The following is a 16,568-nucleotide window of genomic DNA, read 5'->3' as shown; positions in this document are numbered from 1 at the left end:
GTCTTAGAAATCGTCAGTTCCCCCACCGCAGAGTCTAAAAGTTGGGAAGATCTCTTTGCGGCTGTGTAGTAACTAACGATCGTGGTAAACGTGCAGGTAAAGAGACAAAAGAAGGGATCGACGATCGCAGATTCCCTATCCACAGTTGGCAAGCGACCCGCAAACACTTCGGTGATATGAGGGATTGCCAACTGTGAATCTCATCTTGCCTCAGCCGCTCAATCTGTAGTTATTAATGCTCAATGGACACATTTAAACCTAGACACTATCGAACGATCGGCATGACGATCGGCTGTATTGCGGCGCTGTGGTCTGTATTGCTCTTGAGACAAACGGGAGATCGGCAGATCGCCAATCCCACTTTTGAGACTAGTCAACCGCCGCCGTTGGTGATGAAAGGTGGCGATCCTTACATTCGGGCGTTGATGCGGACAATCTCTGCTAGTGAGGCTAGCGATCGCCAACCATATTCGGTTATTTATGGTGGCACTCATGCCAAGAGTCTCGATCGTCATCCCGAGCGGTGCATTCGGATTACCAGCGGGCCAAATATGAATAATTGCTCTACCGCCGCTGGTCGCTATCAGATGATTGATATCACCTGGGCAAAGATGGCTCGGAAGTATCATCCCAAGCAATCTTGTACGCTATTTGTCTTTCAGTGTGCTTATAGCTTTGAGTCTAAGTACCAAGATGCTGTCGTTCATGCTTGGCTGAGCGATGAACAATCCTGGAGAATGAATATCCCTGAGCTATTAAAAGCAGGTCAATTGGAGCAAGTCAGACGGCGATTATCGAGTACCTGGACGAGCTTGGGTTATGGCATCGAGACAAATACCGTCACCCCCAAATTAGCAGGTATTTATCAACAGTTATTAAAAGAAGAGTTAGCTCAAAAAGATTAGTGGCGTTGCTGATTTGAGGTATGATTTCCCTTCTTGTGCAACGCTAAAATCTCCCCATCCCCCAGTCCCCTCGTCCCCTCGTCTCCCCATCTTTCATACCCAGATATAACGCCCCTTAGCGATCGTCCTTAGCCATCGTCCTTAGCCATCATTAACTCGACAAAATTGGTATAAACTTCACCCTTAATAAAATCCGGATGTTCGAGAATGCGCTGATGAAAATTAATCGTCGTCGGCACACCCGTAATAGCATATTCTCGCAATGCCCGTCGCATCCGCCGAATCGCCGTATCGCGATCGACTCCCCAGACGATTAATTTGCCAATCAAAGAGTCATAAAAAGGTGGAATCTCGTAATCGGTATACACATGGGAATCAATCCGCACTCCTGGGCCGCCGGGAGCCAGATAACCAGTGATTTTACCGGGGGATGGGCGGAAATTGTGGTCGGGATCTTCGGCATTGACGCGACATTCGATCGAGTGTCCTTTTAAGACTACTTGCTCTTGGGTGAAGGAAAGTTTTTCACCTTGGGCGACGCGGATTTGTTCGGCAATTAGGTCTAGTCCGGTAATCATTTCGGTGACGGGATGCTCCACTTGGATGCGGGTATTCATCTCCATGAAGTAGAAATCACCATGTTTATCGAGCAGAAATTCGACCGTACCGACGCCCGCATAATCGATCGATTTGGCAGCGGCGATCGCGGCTGCACCCATTTTCTGACGGAGTTTGGGGGTTAAGGCGGGGCTGGGCGCTTCTTCAAGGAGTTTTTGATGCCGTCTTTGGATCGAGCAGTCGCGTTCGCCCAGATAGACGACGTTGCCATAGTTATCGGCAAGGATCTGAAATTCGATATGGCGGGGGCATTCGATAAATTTCTCGACATAGACACCACCATTACCAAAAGCAGCTTCGGCTTCACCCTGGGCGGCATGATAAAGTCGCACCAAGTCTGCTTCTTCACGTACCAGCCGCATCCCGCGTCCGCCACCGCCAGCAGTGGCTTTGAGCATCACGGGATAGCCGATTTCACCCGCAATTTTCAGTGCTTCTTCGGCATCGGCGAGGAGTCCATCGCTACCAGGTACCGTCGGGACTCCTACCCGTTTCATCGTCTCTTTAGCAGTAGATTTGTCGCCCATCGCCCGCATTGCGGCTGGTGAAGGGCCGATAAAAGTCAGATGATGGTCGGCACAGATTTCGGCAAACCGGGCGTTCTCCGCCAGAAACCCATAGCCGGGATGAATTGCTGTAGCATTGCGCGTCAGAGCCGCAGAGATAATATTTGGAATGTTGAGATAACTCTTACTCCCGATCGGTTCGCCGATACACACGGCTTCGTCGGCTAGCTGAACGTGAAGTGCCCGCCTGTCGATCGTCGAATGCACGGCAACCGTACCAATCCCCATTTCACCACAGGTACGGATGATTCTCAGCGCGATTTCGCCCCGATTGGCAATTAAGATTTTAGAAAATGACATTACGATAAAAATTCCTAACTTCTGAAGATGGGGATGGTGACAGATTTTATTTTCAGGCTCATGACTCAGTATATACAAAGTGGTGAGTCTGTTAGCATTTCATCCCATCCACAGCCAGGATCGATCGAACCTCTTTGAGATATTCCATCGGCATCAAGTCTGGATCTGCATTCATAAACGGTAAAATCTAACTCCAGCTAGTGTAAGCGATCGATCTCCGTCCGACGATCTTGGTTGTTATGCGGCTAATCCATCCAATAAAAAACTGACAAACATTGATGTCAGATCTTCCGATGATGTGGTTGGTGACATAATGCTGGTTTGATAAGCAATCGAAATAGCTGATATGCCATGAGCCATTGCCCAGATCGCTTTGGTCATTGCCTGAGTATCGCCAGCCTTTAGTTCTCCATGCTCCTGCCCAGATTTAACCAGCTCGAATAATCGATGTAGTGATGACTGAGAAGTCTCTACGAGGCTGGGATATTTTGCCTCATCAACAGGACGAAACATGACTTGTACGCGATCGGGATGTCCGAGTGCAAAGCGCACATAAGCCTGACATGCCGCGATCGATCGCTCGCGTGTACTGCTACCTGCTCGCGCGATCGCCGATTCTACATCAACTGCTAGTAGCCTAAAGCCCTCTGCTGCGATCGCCACCAGCACGGCTTCTTTGTCAGCAAAGTGCATATAGGGCGCGTTATGACTCACGCCAGCCCTCTGTGCCATTTTTCGCAAACTAAGTGCCTGAAGTCCGTCTTCAGCCAGTAGTTCGATCGCGATCGAGATTAGCGTATTACGCAAGTCGCCGTGATGATATTTAGGCATACTTTTCACCCAGATATTGACAATGCCAATATTTAGATATTATATTGACAGTGACAACATTTTACGGTGTTTAGATACCCCCTACTTAATACTTGTGGCAGAAAAATCTTATGAAATTTAGTCACACGCTTAAAACTTCGGCTTCACCAGAGAAAATCTGGGCAATTTGGACAGATGTAGAACATTGGTCGGCATGGGATACTGAATTGTCAGATGCTCGCTTAGAAGGTGCTTTTGTGCTGGGATCGGTAGGTAAACTCACTCCTAAAGCAGGTCGAGTTTCCCCATTTATCATCTCACAATTAAATGCCGGAAATAGCTACACGTTCACACTTAAATTACCGCTATGCAAGTTGAATGTATATCGCCACCTTTATAGTCAGTCAGATGGTACATACTTCACCCATGAAGTTTCATTCCAAGGACTACTCGCTTTTCTGTTTGGTTTGTTGCTAGGGCGAAGATTTCGGATCGTGTTACCCAGCGTCATGGAAAATATCAAGCGCATTGCTCAAGCCTAAGAATTAGAATAATCCGCCACACCACCTTAATGCACCGGAAAATTGAAAACTGAATCGATCGCGGCTAGGGTAAGGAGAAAAAAGTTATCTAGAGATTGTCCGATCGCCTTCTCACGATCGCCCCAAAATTCATCTGCGATCTGAATTGCAGTGGTTGACGAGCTTTGAATAAAAAGCGAGCCAAATCTAATTTCGGCTCGCTTTTTGATGAGATGAGAAGACATTCGGATCGATCGGCGCGTAATCGTAACTTGCTACAGACCTTATGCTTCTGCTGTAACTGTTGCTATGACTAGATCGGAGACTAAGCGAGTGGCGGGAATCGAACCCGCATCAATAGCTTGGAAGGCTATAGTTTTACCACTAAACTACACTCGCACTTAAGCGGACTTGATTTACCGCTTAAACATATTAGCATACCCGCTATGATTTGCAAGCAATCTGCGATCGAGATCGGGCAGGCTCATTTCTCTTACTCTTTAGCCGTTCCAGCTTCAACCAGTTTCACCTTGGTAGCCAAACCCAGCAATTGCAATACTTGAATTGTCATCCAGGTGATATCGATTTCCCACCATTTCATCCCGTGACGCGCTGAATATTGGTAAGCGTGGTGATTGTTGTGCCAGCCTTCGCCGTAAGTAGTCAGGGCAACCCACCAGCAGTTGGTCGAATTGTCGGTTGTTTCAAAGTTGCGGTAGCCAAATTTGTGAGTTGCGCTATTTACCAACCAAGTGCAATGGTAAACGATGACTAGACGAGCGAACACGCCCCAAAATACAAACGGCCAACCACCGATCGCGTACAATATTACTCCCAAGACAACTTGCAAGGGGAAAAAATACTCGTTCAAAAATTGATAGAAGCGATCGTTGGCAATATCCTTGGTAAAGCGGGGAATATCGCTTTCAGCCGGGATTTCAAAACACATCCATCGGACGTGGCTCCACAAGAAACCTTTCTTGGAATCATGATGATCGACATCTTCATCCGAATGTAGATGATGGTGACGGTGCAACCCTACCCACCAAATAATGCCACCCTGCAATGCTAGTGTGCCGCACAAAGCAAAGAAGTACTCTAACCATTTGGGCACCTGAAAGCTCCGGTGAGACAGCAGACGGTGCCAACCTAATGTAATCCCCAGTCCACCCGTAATCCAATGGAGCAGTACTGCCACCCCAACAGCTTGCCAGCTAAATAGTCCCGGTAAAAAAGCACAGACTGCGCCAATATGAAAGATAACGAGTGCGATAATCATCGTCCAATCGAGACGAAGTTTTGTTGATGCGGCAACAGTCATTGAGATAACCTATGAAGAGTTTTACTAATATGCCCGATCTGCTAGCAGATCCCACAGGCAAATAATTTACCCCATCGAATCATGAACGGCAAATTACTTATTCCAGCGGCAGAAAAGGCACTATCCCTGATTTTTAATGGTATTGACGGTCAAGTCAAGGGTAATCTCCGAAGAGTTTTGGAAATTTACGCCCGAAACAGAGTGGGTGTTCGGCATTTTAGCAGTGTCAGCGGCTACGGACACGACGATTTGGGGCGAGAAACGCTCGATCGAGTTTTTGCCGAAATTATGGGTGCGGAGGCGGCAGCGGTACGGGTGCAGTTTGTCTCGGGTACTCATGCGATCGCGTGTGCCCTATTTGGCGTACTGCGTCCGGGGGATGAAATGCTGTCGGTGGTGGGCGCACCTTACGATACCTTGGAGGAAGTGATCGGCACTAGAGGGACGGGGCAAGGATCGCTGAAGGAATTTGGGATTAGCTACCGCGAATTAGCCCTTGAGAGCGACGGGGGGATCGCTTGGGATACTTTGAGTCATTCGATCGAAAAGCATACCCGTCTGGTGCTAATTCAGCGCTCCTGTGGTTATGCTTGGCGATCGTCTTTATCGATCGCGGAGATCGGGCGGATTATTGAAATTGTCAAACGCCAAAATCCCAACACGATTTGCTTTGTGGATAATTGCTATGGTGAATTTGTCGAAGATTGCGAACCGCCTGCGGTGGGTGCGGATCTGATTGCCGGATCGCTGATTAAAAATCCGGGGGGGACGATCGCCACAGGCGGCGGCTACGTCGCCGGGAGAGCGGATTTGGTAGAGATGGCGGCTTGTCGGCTCACAGCGCCAGGGATCGGTTCTTCTGGCGGTGCTACTTACGACCAAAATCGGCTATTGTTTCAAGGTTTATTTCTAGCGCCGCAAATGGTGGGTGAAGCGATGAAGGGCAACCATTTGACAGCCTATGTGTTCGATAAATTGGGCTATGCCGTCAATCCCTTACCGCTGGCGCCCCGCCGCGATGTGATTCAGGCAATTCAGTTTGGTTCGAGAGCGAAACTGATTGCTTTTTGTCGATCGATCCAACAAAATTCACCCATTGACGCTTATGTCGATCCCGTTCCTGGCAATCTGCATGGTTATGAGAGCGAGTTAATTATGGCAGGTGGGACATTTATTGACGGGAGTACGTCTGAATTTTCTGCTGACGGCCCCCTGCGCGAACCCTATACTGCTTTTTGTCAGGGTGGTACTCATTGGACGCATATTTCGATCGCGCTAGAAGCTGCGGTGGAGGCAATTGAAGCGATCGAGCCAAGCTAATTCATCGATTGCCAACGTTTGAATTTTGGCAATCGACTTTGACAGGCTTCATCTAAAGCAATAGATTCACAAAAATTCCAAGCTGGTAGTTATTTTATAATGCTACCGATCGAGCATTACATTTTTTGTGATACCGTTGAATTCAACCTGTCGATCGAATCGATTAGTTGCTGCTGTACTACTACTGGATCTGCTGCTGCTTCAGCCATAGCTTCCTGACGAGATATCTTTCTTTTAGCAGTTTCAAATGCTCTAATTACTAGGAAAATCACAAATGAAACTAATAAAAAGTTAACTACCGCAGCCAGGAATAAACCGTACTTTACTCCTCCAGCACTTAATTCAGCAATGTCTTTCAACTTGGCAGCTTCCAGCGCTGGAGCCAAAATAACTGGAGTAATGATGTCTTTGATAAAAGACTCAACAATTTTAGCAAATGCACCACCCAAAATTACGGCAACAGCTAGATCTAGCACATTGCCTTTCATAATAAAATTCTTGAAATCGCCGATCAGACTACCTTGTTGCAATGCCATGGTTCTTATGTTGGTGTTGTAATGTTATTTAACAACACATCCTACCACTGGTTTCCGATTGCGGGAAGTCCCAGACCAGATTTTATCAAAAAATCCTTATCTACTCACCGATTTTATTCACAGCTAGATCGCCATCGGTAGCTCTGAAGTGCAGTGAGCGCATTTGCTAGCTTCAATCGGGATAGTAGATAAACAGTATAAGCACTCTTTAGTATCTGCTGCGGCTATTTTCCCCTCTTTTCGTTTAACCTTTGCCACAGCCCTAATCACCAAGAAAATTACCAGGGCAACGATCGATTAATTTCAAGATCGATCGCGAGTTGAAAGTATCGTACATTATATCCCAATCGAGGGATACTATCGATTGATAAATAAGATTGTAAAATACAGTTTGCCTACTTAATAGCGATTGACAGCCGAATTAATAGGACTAAAATAATACCCACACCACCAGAAAGAATCCACAGCCAGTTAGTGAGCTTAGTTGTGGTAATGAGTTGCTGTTTGCGATCGATTTTAAAATTATTGGCAAGCGTGCTGAGTTCAAAATCGCGCAACTCGATCCGCTCGAACTGGCGTTCTGCTTCGGCTTTAGCCTCACTGCGGAGAGCTTCGATTTCTGCGGTGAATGTCGTAAATATCGCGCGATCGTCACTAATCTGTTTGATGATTTCATCGAGTTGCGATCGCACCAGATCGGCTTTTTCAATCGATTCGGCAGTTAATTCATAGAACTGTTCTTTTTCTTGCTGCATCGATTGGGAAAGTTCGCTAAAGCTGCGATCGATTCGAGTAATTTTAGCTTGGAGAGTTTGAGATTTTTCGACAATTCGATCGTGTATGGTTGTAATTTCGGTACTTAAACTATGTAGTTCATTAGTTTTTGTACTCATCTCTACGCTCATCCCGGCAATTCGCAATCGATCTGTAGAGATCGCTTGAGATAGGCTTTGAATTGACTGTTGATATCGATCTAACTTTGCCTCTGATTCATCGCTACGCGCAGCGACTTGTGCCTGAATTAACTTGAGTGAATCATAAAAATTCTCTTGCCCAGTATTGACGCGATCGTGAGCGATAACCAAGGCATACCGAGCAGCTTCAAGTTGCGATAACATCACCCGAATCTCATCATACCCACCAAACTTAGCTAGATTGGTGACAATTTCTGTATGAATTTTGGATAGTGAGTTTAATATTCGCTCGACATGTTCGATTTGACTTTTACTGTGCTGTGCTAATTGTTGAATCCGAAACTTAATTTGCTTGACTTCTAACACGTTGGCATCAACTCGATCGATTTGAGTTTGATTGCGTTGCGCTAATATTTGTAATTGAGATTGGGCGAGTGTCAGTTGCTCGCGGCTAGCATTTAAAGCTTGAATTGATTCTTGAACGTGTGTGACTGGTTCGACTGTAGCGATCTGAGTGAGAATACTAGAAATCGAGCTATCATCGGTTTCCAGACTTGGAGTAGGCGGATGTGGCGTGGATTGCTCCAAGGCTGTTAGTAATAAATCTAGTTCGGTACGGACATCAAGTGATGAGTCGATCTCGATCGAATCTGACTGATGTTTGCTGTCGATCTTCTTGAGATCGTTTCGATCGCCGTTATCATTTAAGATCTGTAAATTCCGATCGCGATCGCTAATATTTGTGATTTCGATCGCACTTAATGAGCGATCGTCTCCTACTACATCAAATCCAAGCTGTTGCTGGGTTGCCTCATCATATTCACTCATGAGATCGGGCGATTGCAGACGATCGTCTGCGGGATTTAATGTTAATTCAATGCTATCTGAACTTGGATGACTGCCATCTTGTGGAGTTGTGCGATCGAGATTGTGAGCTGAATTAGTCAAGTACTATACCTCCCAAGATTTCTAGTAATATCATCTACCATCTAATTGGGTATGTAACAACTCTATTAAATTGCTAAATATTATAACTGTTGAATAAATACTTCTAAATAGACTTTATGCTGAATTTTCAGTATAGCTAATATATCTCAAATGTATTAACAATGCTTAAAAAGCGGAAAGTTAGGCTGTTAGTGAGTCTAAAGGTATTAAAGCCGTAAATTAAATGAGTACAGCAGCACTCCCGATCTAAGACCCGATTTTTCATAGCGATCGCCAATTTACCCGTACTGTCTCGCCGCGCCCATCGCTAAGTTCCGATCTTCAGACCCAGCAGCACCAATCCAAAGACCACATAGTAGCCACTAGGTTCTCGTCTCACTAACATCTATAATGAGAGAAAATTGTCAAAATTATTGAAGATAGGTAATTATTGTGGCTGCTACCGTCCAATCGTCCGCTACAGCGCGTCGAGTTGTATTTCCGTTTACTGCTATTGTCGGGCAAGAGGAAATGAAATTAGCTCTGTTGTTAAATGTCATCGACCCCTTTATCGGTGGGGTGATGATCATGGGCGATCGAGGTACAGGTAAGTCTACGACAATTCGCGCACTAGCAGATCTACTCCCCGAAATCGATGTTGTGGCTGGCGATCCCTTCAATAGTCATCCCAGCGATCCCGATTTGATGAGCGAGGAATTGCGCGAGGAATTTCTGAGTACACATGCGACTTTTCCCGTCGCTACTAAAAAAGTGCCAATGGTGGATTTACCATTGGGAGCGACTGAAGATCGCGTTTGTGGCACGATCGATATTGAAAAAGCCCTTGCTGAAGGTGTCAAAGCTTTTGAACCAGGATTGCTAGCCAAAGCCAATCGCGGGATCTTGTACGTCGATGAAGTCAATCTCTTGGACGATCACCTCGTCGATGTCTTACTCGATTCGGCTGCTAGTGGCTGGAATACCGTCGAGCGGGAAGGGATCTCGATCCGTCATCCAGCGCGATTTGTCTTAGTCGGTTCGGGAAATCCAGAAGAAGGCGAACTCCGCCCCCAACTGCTCGACAGATTTGGGATGCACGCCGAAATTCGGACTGTTAAAGAGCCAGCTCTGCGAGTGCAAATCGTCGAACAGCGATCGGATTTCGACCAAAACCCCAACAATTTTACCACTGAATATCAAGCCGAACAAGTACTCCTCCAGCAGCGCATCGTCGATGCTCAAACCAGACTCGCAAGTGTATCGCTCGACTACGATCTGCGCGTAAAAATCTCCCAAGTCTGCTCTGAATGCGATGTAGACGGCTTGCGCGGCGATATCGTCACCAACCGCGCTGCCAAGGCTTTAGCCGCCTTTGAAGGGCGCACAGAGGTCACTCTCGACGATATTCGCCGGATTATCGCGCTGTGCCTGCGTCACCGACTCCGCAAAGATCCCCTCGAATCGATCGATTCTGGCTATAAGGTAAATAAAGTCTTTGCGGAAGTATTCGGTGTAGATTTATCAGAAAAATAATCGCTCGATCGCAACTTCACAAAAAAACTGGCTGCCATTGAGGAGCCAGTTTTTTTGTGTCAATGTCAAATTACCGATTTGGCAATATACTATTTTTTGCCAAATTTGCGCTTCTCAGTATGCCCAGCTTTTTGCTATCGGTAACATCTCGTGCCATCAGAAGGTAGATTGGGGTAGTTACAGGTCACTAGCCGCTCGGATTAGAATCACAATCTGCCTACTAATAGCTACTCCTGCTCATGAGATCGATCGCCGTCTGCTCGGTAAATCGAGTAAAAGGTCAATCGATGTCAGGATCGGTAATACCTACCTTGACTATAGAGTTACCCGCTCAAATTTCTAGCGTTTGGACGATGTTATTGGGTGAAAAGACAAGTTAGAGATGGGAGGTGGGGGTTGCAGCAACTCATGCAACATACCTGATAGTCAGCAATGCCAGATGATTGATTTAGCTCCTCATTACTTCTGTCAGCAAAGCTTGGAGATCTGGCGTTGCCATTCGCGCGCCGGGAATCGTGACTAATTTAGCAGAAGCTAACGAACCCAACCGTCCGGCGGTTGCCCAATCCAGACCGTTGGTAATGCCATATAACAGACCACCAGCATACATATCGCCAGCGCCGACGGTATCGATCGCGTTAACGGGCACAGGGGCGATTTCAATTAATGTGTGACCGTCAAAGATTAGCGAACCTTTGGCACCGAGAGTAAGTGCAAAACTCTTGGACATAGTTTTTAAAAACTCGATCGCGCTGGTTAAATCCTGAGTACCAGATGCTTCACTCTCATTGGCAAATAACAGATCCACTCCAGTGCCGAGCATGTCGAGCAGTCCGGGTTTGAAGAACTTTGCCATATTTTGGTCGGAGAGAGTTAAGGCAACTTTTCGACCCGCATTGACGGCGATTTCTCTGGCTGCGATTGCCGCCTGTTTGCTAGTTTCGCCCGTAACTAGATAACCCTCGACATAAGTATAAGTGGAGTTGGCGATCGCCTCGGGCACTAGTTCGATGTCGGAGAGGCCAGAAGAAATCCCCAAGAATGTATTCATCGTCCGATCTGCATCTGGAGTTACAAACACCAGACATTTCCCGGTGATGCCATCGGCAGGGGGATGAGTTTTGAGATTGGTATCGACGCCGCACTCTAGTAAGTCGTTGAGGTAGTATTGTCCGGGTTCATCTTTGGCAACCTTGCAAGAGTAGAATGTCTTACCGCCAAATTGACTGATAGCGACGATCGTATTCGCACCGGAACCGCCACAGGTGCGCTTGCTGGCTGCACTACCCAGCCGCGCCAAAATTTTGTTCTGACTGGCTTCATCGAGGAGTGTCATCACACCTTTGTCGATGCCTAGTTCTACTAGTAGCTCCGGTGCGACTTCACACTCGACATCCAGTAGCGCGTTCCCTAGTCCATATACATCGTAGCGTGCCATAAAATCCCTCGTCTATAAAAGTATCGATCTCAGCGCGTAGCCCATCGATCGATGGTACCTTATCTGACGACCATAGCCGCGATCGCCGATCGATCTTGCTGGAATTTCACCAGTTGGGGGCACTTTCTTCGATGCAGACACCAAAAACCACTGAATGATTCTGCTAAAGTTAAAACAGATATTCGCGCTCAATCCTATGTCATACATTCGTTCCGATCTCGTTGGCTATTTCGATCGCCTCAAGCATCGACTATTATTATCGCTGGTGACGATCGCTCTGTCGATGAGCATCCTGGCACTACCAGCTCAAGCTACGGCTATTTATGAAATTCCGGTCGTCTCCGCAGGCGTACCGACTTGGGTAATCGATAAAGCTGATGTCTTGAGTTTATCGACCAAAGGTGAGGTCAGAGGTAAACTCGAACAACTCGCCAAGCAGACGAATAAAGAAGTCCGATTTGTAACGGTTCATCGCCTCGATTATGGCGAGACGATTCAAACTCTTACCGACAAACTATTCAAAAAATGGTTTAGCGACCCCGAACAGCAAGCCAACCAAGTGCTAATTGTCTTGGATAATGTCACGAATACGATCGGTATTCAAACCGGAACTGAGGTCAAATCGACGCTCACCGAGGCAATTGCCACCAGTATCATTACTGAAACCATGCAGGTACCTTTACGCAATGGGAATAAGTACAATCAGTCATTTATCGGTGCTGCCGATCGACTCAGTGCGGTATTATCGGGACAAGCAGATCCCGGACCACCAGTAGTTATTTCCACGCCAGAAGTCGGCAGAACTTATCTCAAAGCCGAAGAAACCGAAGCAAATCGCACGAATTTTCTAGTGGTAGTAATCGGACTACTAATTGTGGCGACGGTGATTCCGATGGCAACTTGGTGGTGGTATCAAAATCAAAGTTAAAACGCTGTCGATAGTTATTGGTTGTTGGTGCTTACTAATAACCACTAGCTACAACTGGATATCTTGCCATGTAACGATCGTGTTAGTAAATTTAATCCTGGATATATTCAGTGCGAGAGACTAATGCTATTTCTGCACGGACAAATTCTCGTCCTAAATATGCTGCACGATCTAACATTCCGACTGGACAAGGTTGAGTTGGTCAGAGGACTTGAGTAAATTTAATCCTGAATATATTCCGCACCAGAGATTAAGGCTATTTCCGCCCGGACAAATTCTCGTCCTAAATAGGCTGCATGGTCTAACATTCCGACTGGGCAAGGTTGAGTTTGTTCGAGGACTTTGACGCACAGTTCCTTAGCTGTGCGCCCGGTAAATAAAGTAGTACTACTGCGAGGAACGCTGCCTTTAGCGGGAATGACTTTGCCCGTTTCGGGATCTACTGCCAAACCACGATCGTCAATGACATTAGTATAATGCTTGGCGCAGATCGTGCCATGTTCGCGATCGATATAAATAATGAAGTAGCCATCTGGATCGAGATCGATTTGTCGATTGGATAGTTCACGATCGATCGCTATTAAATTATCGGTTAATAAGGTCATGAATCGAACATTAAATAATTATATTAGATCTAGATTAACCGATTTATTCGCGATTTGGCTCTTTTTCAAGCAGTTTTCCGCTCTTTTTGGCTAAAAATGTGCGAATTTTACATCATAAATGGCTGCTATATGCTCGCATAGCATCTGTTGGGTTGTATTAGAGATACCCGCAGCAACAGCCAAAGCTGCCAATCGCGCTTGATTACTAAGGATCGACTAGGCAAGAATCGATCGCCAAAATTGGCGATCGATTCAGGTGTATGAAGCTCTAACTAAGGCGCGATTTTCATCGGTAAATCTTCATCGATCGCGACAATCTGCTGCTCCAACTTATTGAATTTGGCAAAGACCTAGTTAGTTAGGGCGCGATTTTCATCGGTAAATCTTCATTAATCGCGACAATCTGCTGCTGTTGCAACTCATTGGATTCTGCTAAATGATCGCGTAAGATTTTGCCAAATCGGGGATGATAAAACCGATGGAGACTGTAATTAGCCGTAGCGGGAAAGCCGCGCCGCTTCTTATGTCTGCCGCCTGCACCCGGATCGAAAATCTTAATCCCATTTTGAATCGCCCACTCGATCGGGGTATAGTAGCAAGCATCAAAATGCAGGCAATCGATCTCCTCACTACTGCCCCAATAACGACCATACAATCGATCGCCCTTGGTAATACAAAAAGACATTCCCACAGGTGCAGCAGGATCTTCACCTGTCGCTGTTACAAATACCACTCGATGGCGATAATTTTCATGCAGTTGCTCAAAAAATTCTGGAGTCAGATATTTGCTCCCCCACCAGCCAAACTTATCGCAGGTATCCGCGTAGAAATCATACATCTGCGAAAATAACTGCGGGGAAATTTCTTCCCCCGTGACGGTAGTTAGATTCAATCCAGCCTCGCGCACAGATTTACGTTCGCGCTTGATGTTCCGGCGTTGGTTGGCATTAAACCCGCCCAAATAATCATCAAAAGTTTGATACTCACGATCTTGCCAGACATAGTTGTGATTGATCCACATACTATATCCATAATCGATCGTCTGCTGCCGCCACTCGGGATCGACATAGAGAAAGTGGCATCCAGACAAGCGATGAGTAGTGCAAAATTCATCGATCGAGCGGAACATTAATTCGGTAATTGTCGCTGCATCTTCGCCCGGTGCGATCGCAAATCGATAGCCCTCAGCCGGAGTAATCGGACTCATCCCCACTAACTTGGGATAGTACCTAATTCCCATCCGCTGCGCTAATTCCGCCCACTGATTATCGAAGACAAATTCACCATAACTGTGTCCCTTGACGTACAAAGGCGCAGCTCCAATTAATGACTGTCCTTTCCAGACGGTGAGATGCGTCGGTAGCCACCCAGTTTCGGCGGTAACGCTCCCGGAAGTCTCTAAGGTATTCAACCACTCCCACTCCAGAAATGGCGTTTTTAAGGGCATAAACAGCGCATCCCAGGCAGTTTGGGGAATGTCTGCTAAATGATTGCACCAGCGGATCTGATAGGAAGATAGAGACATTGTTAATTTGCAGCGGTTTTGCACCTATATATTCTATCGAAACCGCAGGTGTCTGGGCATCCATAGCGATCTTGGATGCTATTGTGACAACCACAGGTTCCGAAAATCGATGAAATCGTGATGTCCAAATATCGGCAGTGGGCGATAAAGTTATTAATAATTGTTGGCTGTAGTTTGCCGATGACAACTTCAGCACGGTTCCCAGCTAAGTCGCCAGCATTGACAAAATCAATGTTACCTCGGGCAATGCAGCCGCGTTATATGCCTGCAACTACTAGATCGATCGCGCCCTTTCGACTCATTACCGATCGACTTTCAATGAAGCAGGTAGTCGAGGTGTTTGGGTTGCCAGATCGCGATATTGGTAGTGGTATTTATATTTATATCTACGATCTGGCAGATCGATCGCAAGTAATCATCGGTAGTCCTGATGGCAAACGCTTGCTCTATGTAATTCATTCGCAGGCAAATAAACAGCAATCTGCCGAACTGTTTAGAACTGGCTCTCCCGCAAAAATTGTCCCAGGTACAGTTGCCAAAGGGATCGATCGAAATGCCTGTGACTTTTTCAAGCAGTGGCGCGCCCAGTTGCCAAAATCCACACTTAATGATTGCGAGTTAAAGCATGGACAACTGGATCTATTAATCGCGACATATACCGTCAAAGGTAAAGATGCTACTATCGTTGAAAAGTTGTTGCAGCAAAGATTTCAGATGGGTAAACTGCGATTCATCTGCTGTGGTTGGGAAAATCCCGAACAGCCTGGAAGATATCGACGGGATGGCGATAGTTATCAGATTTCGATGTTTTCAGGAGAAACACTCGAAAAAGACTGGCGGAAGATCGATCGATTTTATATCACAGTTACTAAATATTTAACAGAGCCTTAACGAATATCAAAAAACGATCGCCACAGTGGCGATCGTTCTTTGGTAATCTAAAAATTATAGACTGTCTACAAATTCACCATCGGGAAATCTGATTCTCGTTTGTAAGTATACATATCTGTAAACTTCCGTAATTGGCCTTGTGACAACACGATCTCTTTGGGATTGTCGAGCCAGTGCATATTATACGATTGCAAAGTGTCGCTCAGTCGCACGCGATCGATCTCCCGATCGACGTTGCCAAAATAAGCTAATGTCGTATGAGCGGTAAAATAATACTGCTGCTCGATGCCCAGGGAAATCAAACTCGAATTTTGGTAAATCGCGCGCCGGAACGCGATAATCCGGTTGTAGCTGTACTCATCCTTGGGTACTAAACTTACTTCGATAGCGCGGGGGCGGACAGTCAAGCCCATGATTTGCCAGCGAATCGGTGCTGTTTCGACGATCGAGTCTTGATAGATTTTAAAACTATCTTCGATCCGATCGCGCAACTGACTCTCAAAATCCGGATTGGCGGCGACTACCGTCCGATAAGCACTATCCCAAATCAAGTCAGCTAAAGTAAAGTGAAAACTTGCCGGATCGACTAGCACTAATAAATCCGGTTCTAATTTCTCGATCAGTTGCTGCTGACATGCCGCTAAATCTTGAAATACCGCACTATTGACCGGATCTTCCGCTCCTGGTGGCGTGATTGCCGAGTACCCCGGAAACGCTACTGGTTGCCGAGTGCCATCCTCTTTCAACCTGAACTTAGGCGATTCTTGGATATTTTTGACCTGAGATTCATAGGTGGCGGGTAGGGTCATTTTTGCCACGCGGTTGAGATAAGTATGATAGGACTCGTCCACTCGCGATCGCCTCCTTGCCTGTGATATTTGTTAACATTTTGGTAATGTCACTTACCTAA

The 16,568-nt window shown here is 46.4% G+C and carries 18 protein-coding genes, 1 tRNA gene and 1 pseudogene; 6 read left to right on the top strand and 14 right to left on the bottom strand.

Features of this window, described 5'->3' with window-relative positions; genetic code table 11:
• Nucleotides 1-191, bottom strand: a 191-nt coding sequence (locus RMO52_RS20810) for a hypothetical protein (RefSeq protein WP_310418096.1), incomplete at its 3' end; no start/stop codon positions are given.
• 51 nt (nt 192-242) lie between these two features.
• Between RMO52_RS20810 and RMO52_RS20805 the strand changes: the two genes are divergently transcribed.
• Nucleotides 243-905: a glycoside hydrolase family protein gene (locus RMO52_RS20805; protein ID WP_310418093.1), complete on the top strand. Its 663-nt coding sequence runs from the start codon at nt 243-245 to the stop codon at nt 903-905.
• Between the two features lie 128 nt (nt 906-1,033).
• On the opposite strand, the gene accC is transcribed toward RMO52_RS20805, so the two are convergent.
• Together accC and RMO52_RS20795 are read right to left on the bottom strand one after the other, a co-directional pair.
• Nucleotides 1,034-2,389, bottom strand: a complete 1,356-nt coding sequence (accC, locus tag RMO52_RS20800) for an acetyl-CoA carboxylase biotin carboxylase subunit (RefSeq protein WP_310418091.1) — start codon at nt 2,387-2,389, stop codon at nt 1,034-1,036.
• A 237-nt stretch (nt 2,390-2,626) separates the two neighbouring features.
• A complete protein-coding gene (locus RMO52_RS20795) occupies nt 2,627-3,220 on the bottom strand; it encodes a TetR/AcrR family transcriptional regulator (RefSeq protein WP_310418086.1) in 594 nt (197 codons plus the stop codon).
• A 110-nt stretch (nt 3,221-3,330) separates the two neighbouring features.
• On the opposite strand from RMO52_RS20795, the gene RMO52_RS20790 reads away from it, so the two are divergent.
• Nucleotides 3,331-3,741, top strand: coding sequence for an SRPBCC family protein (locus RMO52_RS20790; protein WP_310418083.1), 411 nt, complete (start codon nt 3,331-3,333; stop codon nt 3,739-3,741).
• 26 nt (nt 3,742-3,767) lie between these two features.
• On the opposite strand, the gene RMO52_RS20785 is transcribed toward RMO52_RS20790, so the two are convergent.
• The 3 genes from RMO52_RS20785 to RMO52_RS20775 form a co-directional block, all read right to left on the bottom strand.
• On the bottom strand, nt 3,768-3,965 hold the full coding sequence (locus RMO52_RS20785) for a hypothetical protein (protein WP_309744915.1): 198 nt from the start codon (nt 3,963-3,965) through the stop codon (nt 3,768-3,770).
• 83 nt (nt 3,966-4,048) lie between these two features.
• A tRNA-Gly gene (locus RMO52_RS20780) sits at nt 4,049-4,119 on the bottom strand.
• A gap of 94 nt (nt 4,120-4,213) precedes the next feature.
• Nucleotides 4,214-5,041, bottom strand: coding sequence for an acyl-CoA desaturase (locus RMO52_RS20775; protein ID WP_310418080.1), 828 nt, complete (start codon nt 5,039-5,041; stop codon nt 4,214-4,216).
• Between the two features lie 81 nt (nt 5,042-5,122).
• On the opposite strand from RMO52_RS20775, the gene RMO52_RS20770 reads away from it, so the two are divergent.
• Nucleotides 5,123-6,361, top strand: coding sequence for a methionine gamma-lyase family protein (locus RMO52_RS20770; protein ID WP_310418078.1), 1,239 nt, complete (start codon nt 5,123-5,125; stop codon nt 6,359-6,361).
• 116 nt (nt 6,362-6,477) lie between these two features.
• Here the strand turns inward: RMO52_RS20770 and mscL are convergent, their stop codons facing one another.
• Together mscL and RMO52_RS20760 are read right to left on the bottom strand one after the other, a co-directional pair.
• Nucleotides 6,478-6,897: a large conductance mechanosensitive channel protein MscL gene (mscL, locus tag RMO52_RS20765; RefSeq protein ID WP_310418075.1), complete on the bottom strand. Its 420-nt coding sequence runs from the start codon at nt 6,895-6,897 to the stop codon at nt 6,478-6,480.
• Nucleotides 6,898-7,292: 395 nt separating this feature from the next.
• Nucleotides 7,293-8,759 (bottom strand): hypothetical protein, encoded by a 1,467-nt coding sequence (locus RMO52_RS20760; RefSeq protein WP_310418073.1) that lies wholly within the window; start codon nt 8,757-8,759, stop codon nt 7,293-7,295.
• 432 nt (nt 8,760-9,191) lie between these two features.
• Between RMO52_RS20760 and bchI the strand changes: the two genes are divergently transcribed.
• Nucleotides 9,192-10,271, top strand: coding sequence for a magnesium chelatase ATPase subunit I (gene bchI, locus RMO52_RS20755; protein WP_310418070.1), 1,080 nt, complete (start codon nt 9,192-9,194; stop codon nt 10,269-10,271).
• 448 nt (nt 10,272-10,719) lie between these two features.
• Here bchI and RMO52_RS20750 read toward each other — a convergent pair whose 3' ends face one another.
• Nucleotides 10,720-11,709, bottom strand: coding sequence for an adenosine kinase (locus RMO52_RS20750; RefSeq protein WP_310418067.1), 990 nt, complete (start codon nt 11,707-11,709; stop codon nt 10,720-10,722).
• Nucleotides 11,710-11,721: 12 nt separating this feature from the next.
• Nucleotides 11,722-11,916 (bottom strand): hypothetical protein, encoded by a 195-nt coding sequence (locus RMO52_RS20745; RefSeq protein WP_310418064.1) that lies wholly within the window; start codon nt 11,914-11,916, stop codon nt 11,722-11,724.
• On the opposite strand from RMO52_RS20745, the gene psb32 reads away from it, so the two are divergent.
• Nucleotides 11,906-12,637, top strand: a complete 732-nt coding sequence (gene psb32, locus RMO52_RS20740; RefSeq protein WP_310418062.1) for a photosystem II repair protein Psb32 — start codon at nt 11,906-11,908, stop codon at nt 12,635-12,637. The genes RMO52_RS20745 and psb32 overlap by 11 nt on opposite strands.
• Nucleotides 12,638-12,728: 91 nt before the next feature.
• Here the strand turns inward: psb32 and RMO52_RS20735 are convergent.
• The 3 genes and pseudogenes from RMO52_RS20735 to RMO52_RS20725 all read right to left on the bottom strand — a co-directional run.
• Nucleotides 12,729-12,824: pseudogene (locus tag RMO52_RS20735) on the bottom strand (DUF4346 domain-containing protein); the annotation flags it as partial.
• Between the two features lie 34 nt (nt 12,825-12,858).
• The gene (locus RMO52_RS20730) at nt 12,859-13,242 is read right to left on the bottom strand and encodes a DUF4346 domain-containing protein (RefSeq protein WP_309743238.1); all 384 of its coding nucleotides are present in this window, start codon (nt 13,240-13,242) and stop codon (nt 12,859-12,861) included.
• Between the two features lie 358 nt (nt 13,243-13,600).
• Nucleotides 13,601-14,767, bottom strand: a complete 1,167-nt coding sequence (locus RMO52_RS20725; protein WP_310418057.1) for a GNAT family N-acetyltransferase — start codon at nt 14,765-14,767, stop codon at nt 13,601-13,603.
• 120 nt (nt 14,768-14,887) lie between these two features.
• Between RMO52_RS20725 and RMO52_RS20720 the strand changes: the two genes are divergently transcribed.
• The gene (locus RMO52_RS20720; protein ID WP_310418099.1) at nt 14,888-15,658 is read left to right on the top strand and encodes a DUF4952 domain-containing protein; all 771 of its coding nucleotides are present in this window, start codon (nt 14,888-14,890) and stop codon (nt 15,656-15,658) included.
• A 65-nt stretch (nt 15,659-15,723) separates the two neighbouring features.
• On the opposite strand, the gene RMO52_RS20715 is transcribed toward RMO52_RS20720, so the two are convergent.
• Entirely contained in the window at nt 15,724-16,509 is a 786-nt protein-coding gene (locus RMO52_RS20715; RefSeq protein WP_310418054.1) for a DUF1868 domain-containing protein, read from the bottom strand.
• Between the last annotated feature and the right edge of the window lie 59 nt (nt 16,510-16,568).

Source organism: Chamaesiphon sp. OTE_8_metabat_110, assembly GCF_031382685.1.
GTDB lineage: Bacteria > Cyanobacteriota > Cyanobacteriia > Cyanobacteriales > Chamaesiphonaceae > Chamaesiphon.
Note: the sequence above shows the minus strand (reverse complement) of the source record. Positions and strands in the feature narration are given on the sequence as shown.

Bases quoted from the DNA above. Each gene is read 5' to 3' on its own strand.
- RMO52_RS20805 (WP_310418093.1), top strand. From the start codon at position 243: ATGGACACATTTAAACCTAGACACTATCGAACGATCGGCATGACGATC.
- accC (WP_310418091.1), bottom strand. From the start codon at position 2,389: ATGTCATTTTCTAAAATCTTAATTGCCAATCGGGGCGAAATCGCGCTG.
- RMO52_RS20795 (WP_310418086.1), bottom strand. From the start codon at position 3,220: ATGCCTAAATATCATCACGGCGACTTGCGTAATACGCTAATCTCGATC.
- RMO52_RS20790 (WP_310418083.1), top strand. From the start codon at position 3,331: ATGAAATTTAGTCACACGCTTAAAACTTCGGCTTCACCAGAGAAAATC.
- RMO52_RS20785 (WP_309744915.1), bottom strand. From the start codon at position 3,965: ATGTCTTCTCATCTCATCAAAAAGCGAGCCGAAATTAGATTTGGCTCG.
- RMO52_RS20775 (WP_310418080.1), bottom strand. From the start codon at position 5,041: ATGACTGTTGCCGCATCAACAAAACTTCGTCTCGATTGGACGATGATT.
- RMO52_RS20770 (WP_310418078.1), top strand. From the start codon at position 5,123: ATGAACGGCAAATTACTTATTCCAGCGGCAGAAAAGGCACTATCCCTG.
- mscL (WP_310418075.1), bottom strand. From the start codon at position 6,897: ATGGCATTGCAACAAGGTAGTCTGATCGGCGATTTCAAGAATTTTATT.
- RMO52_RS20750 (WP_310418067.1), bottom strand. From the start codon at position 11,709: ATGGCACGCTACGATGTATATGGACTAGGGAACGCGCTACTGGATGTC.
- psb32 (WP_310418062.1), top strand. From the start codon at position 11,906: ATGTCATACATTCGTTCCGATCTCGTTGGCTATTTCGATCGCCTCAAG.
- RMO52_RS20745 (WP_310418064.1), bottom strand. From the start codon at position 11,916: ATGTATGACATAGGATTGAGCGCGAATATCTGTTTTAACTTTAGCAGA.
- RMO52_RS20730 (WP_309743238.1), bottom strand. From the start codon at position 13,242: ATGACCTTATTAACCGATAATTTAATAGCGATCGATCGTGAACTATCC.
- RMO52_RS20725 (WP_310418057.1), bottom strand. From the start codon at position 14,767: ATGTCTCTATCTTCCTATCAGATCCGCTGGTGCAATCATTTAGCAGAC.
- RMO52_RS20720 (WP_310418099.1), top strand. From the start codon at position 14,888: ATGTCCAAATATCGGCAGTGGGCGATAAAGTTATTAATAATTGTTGGC.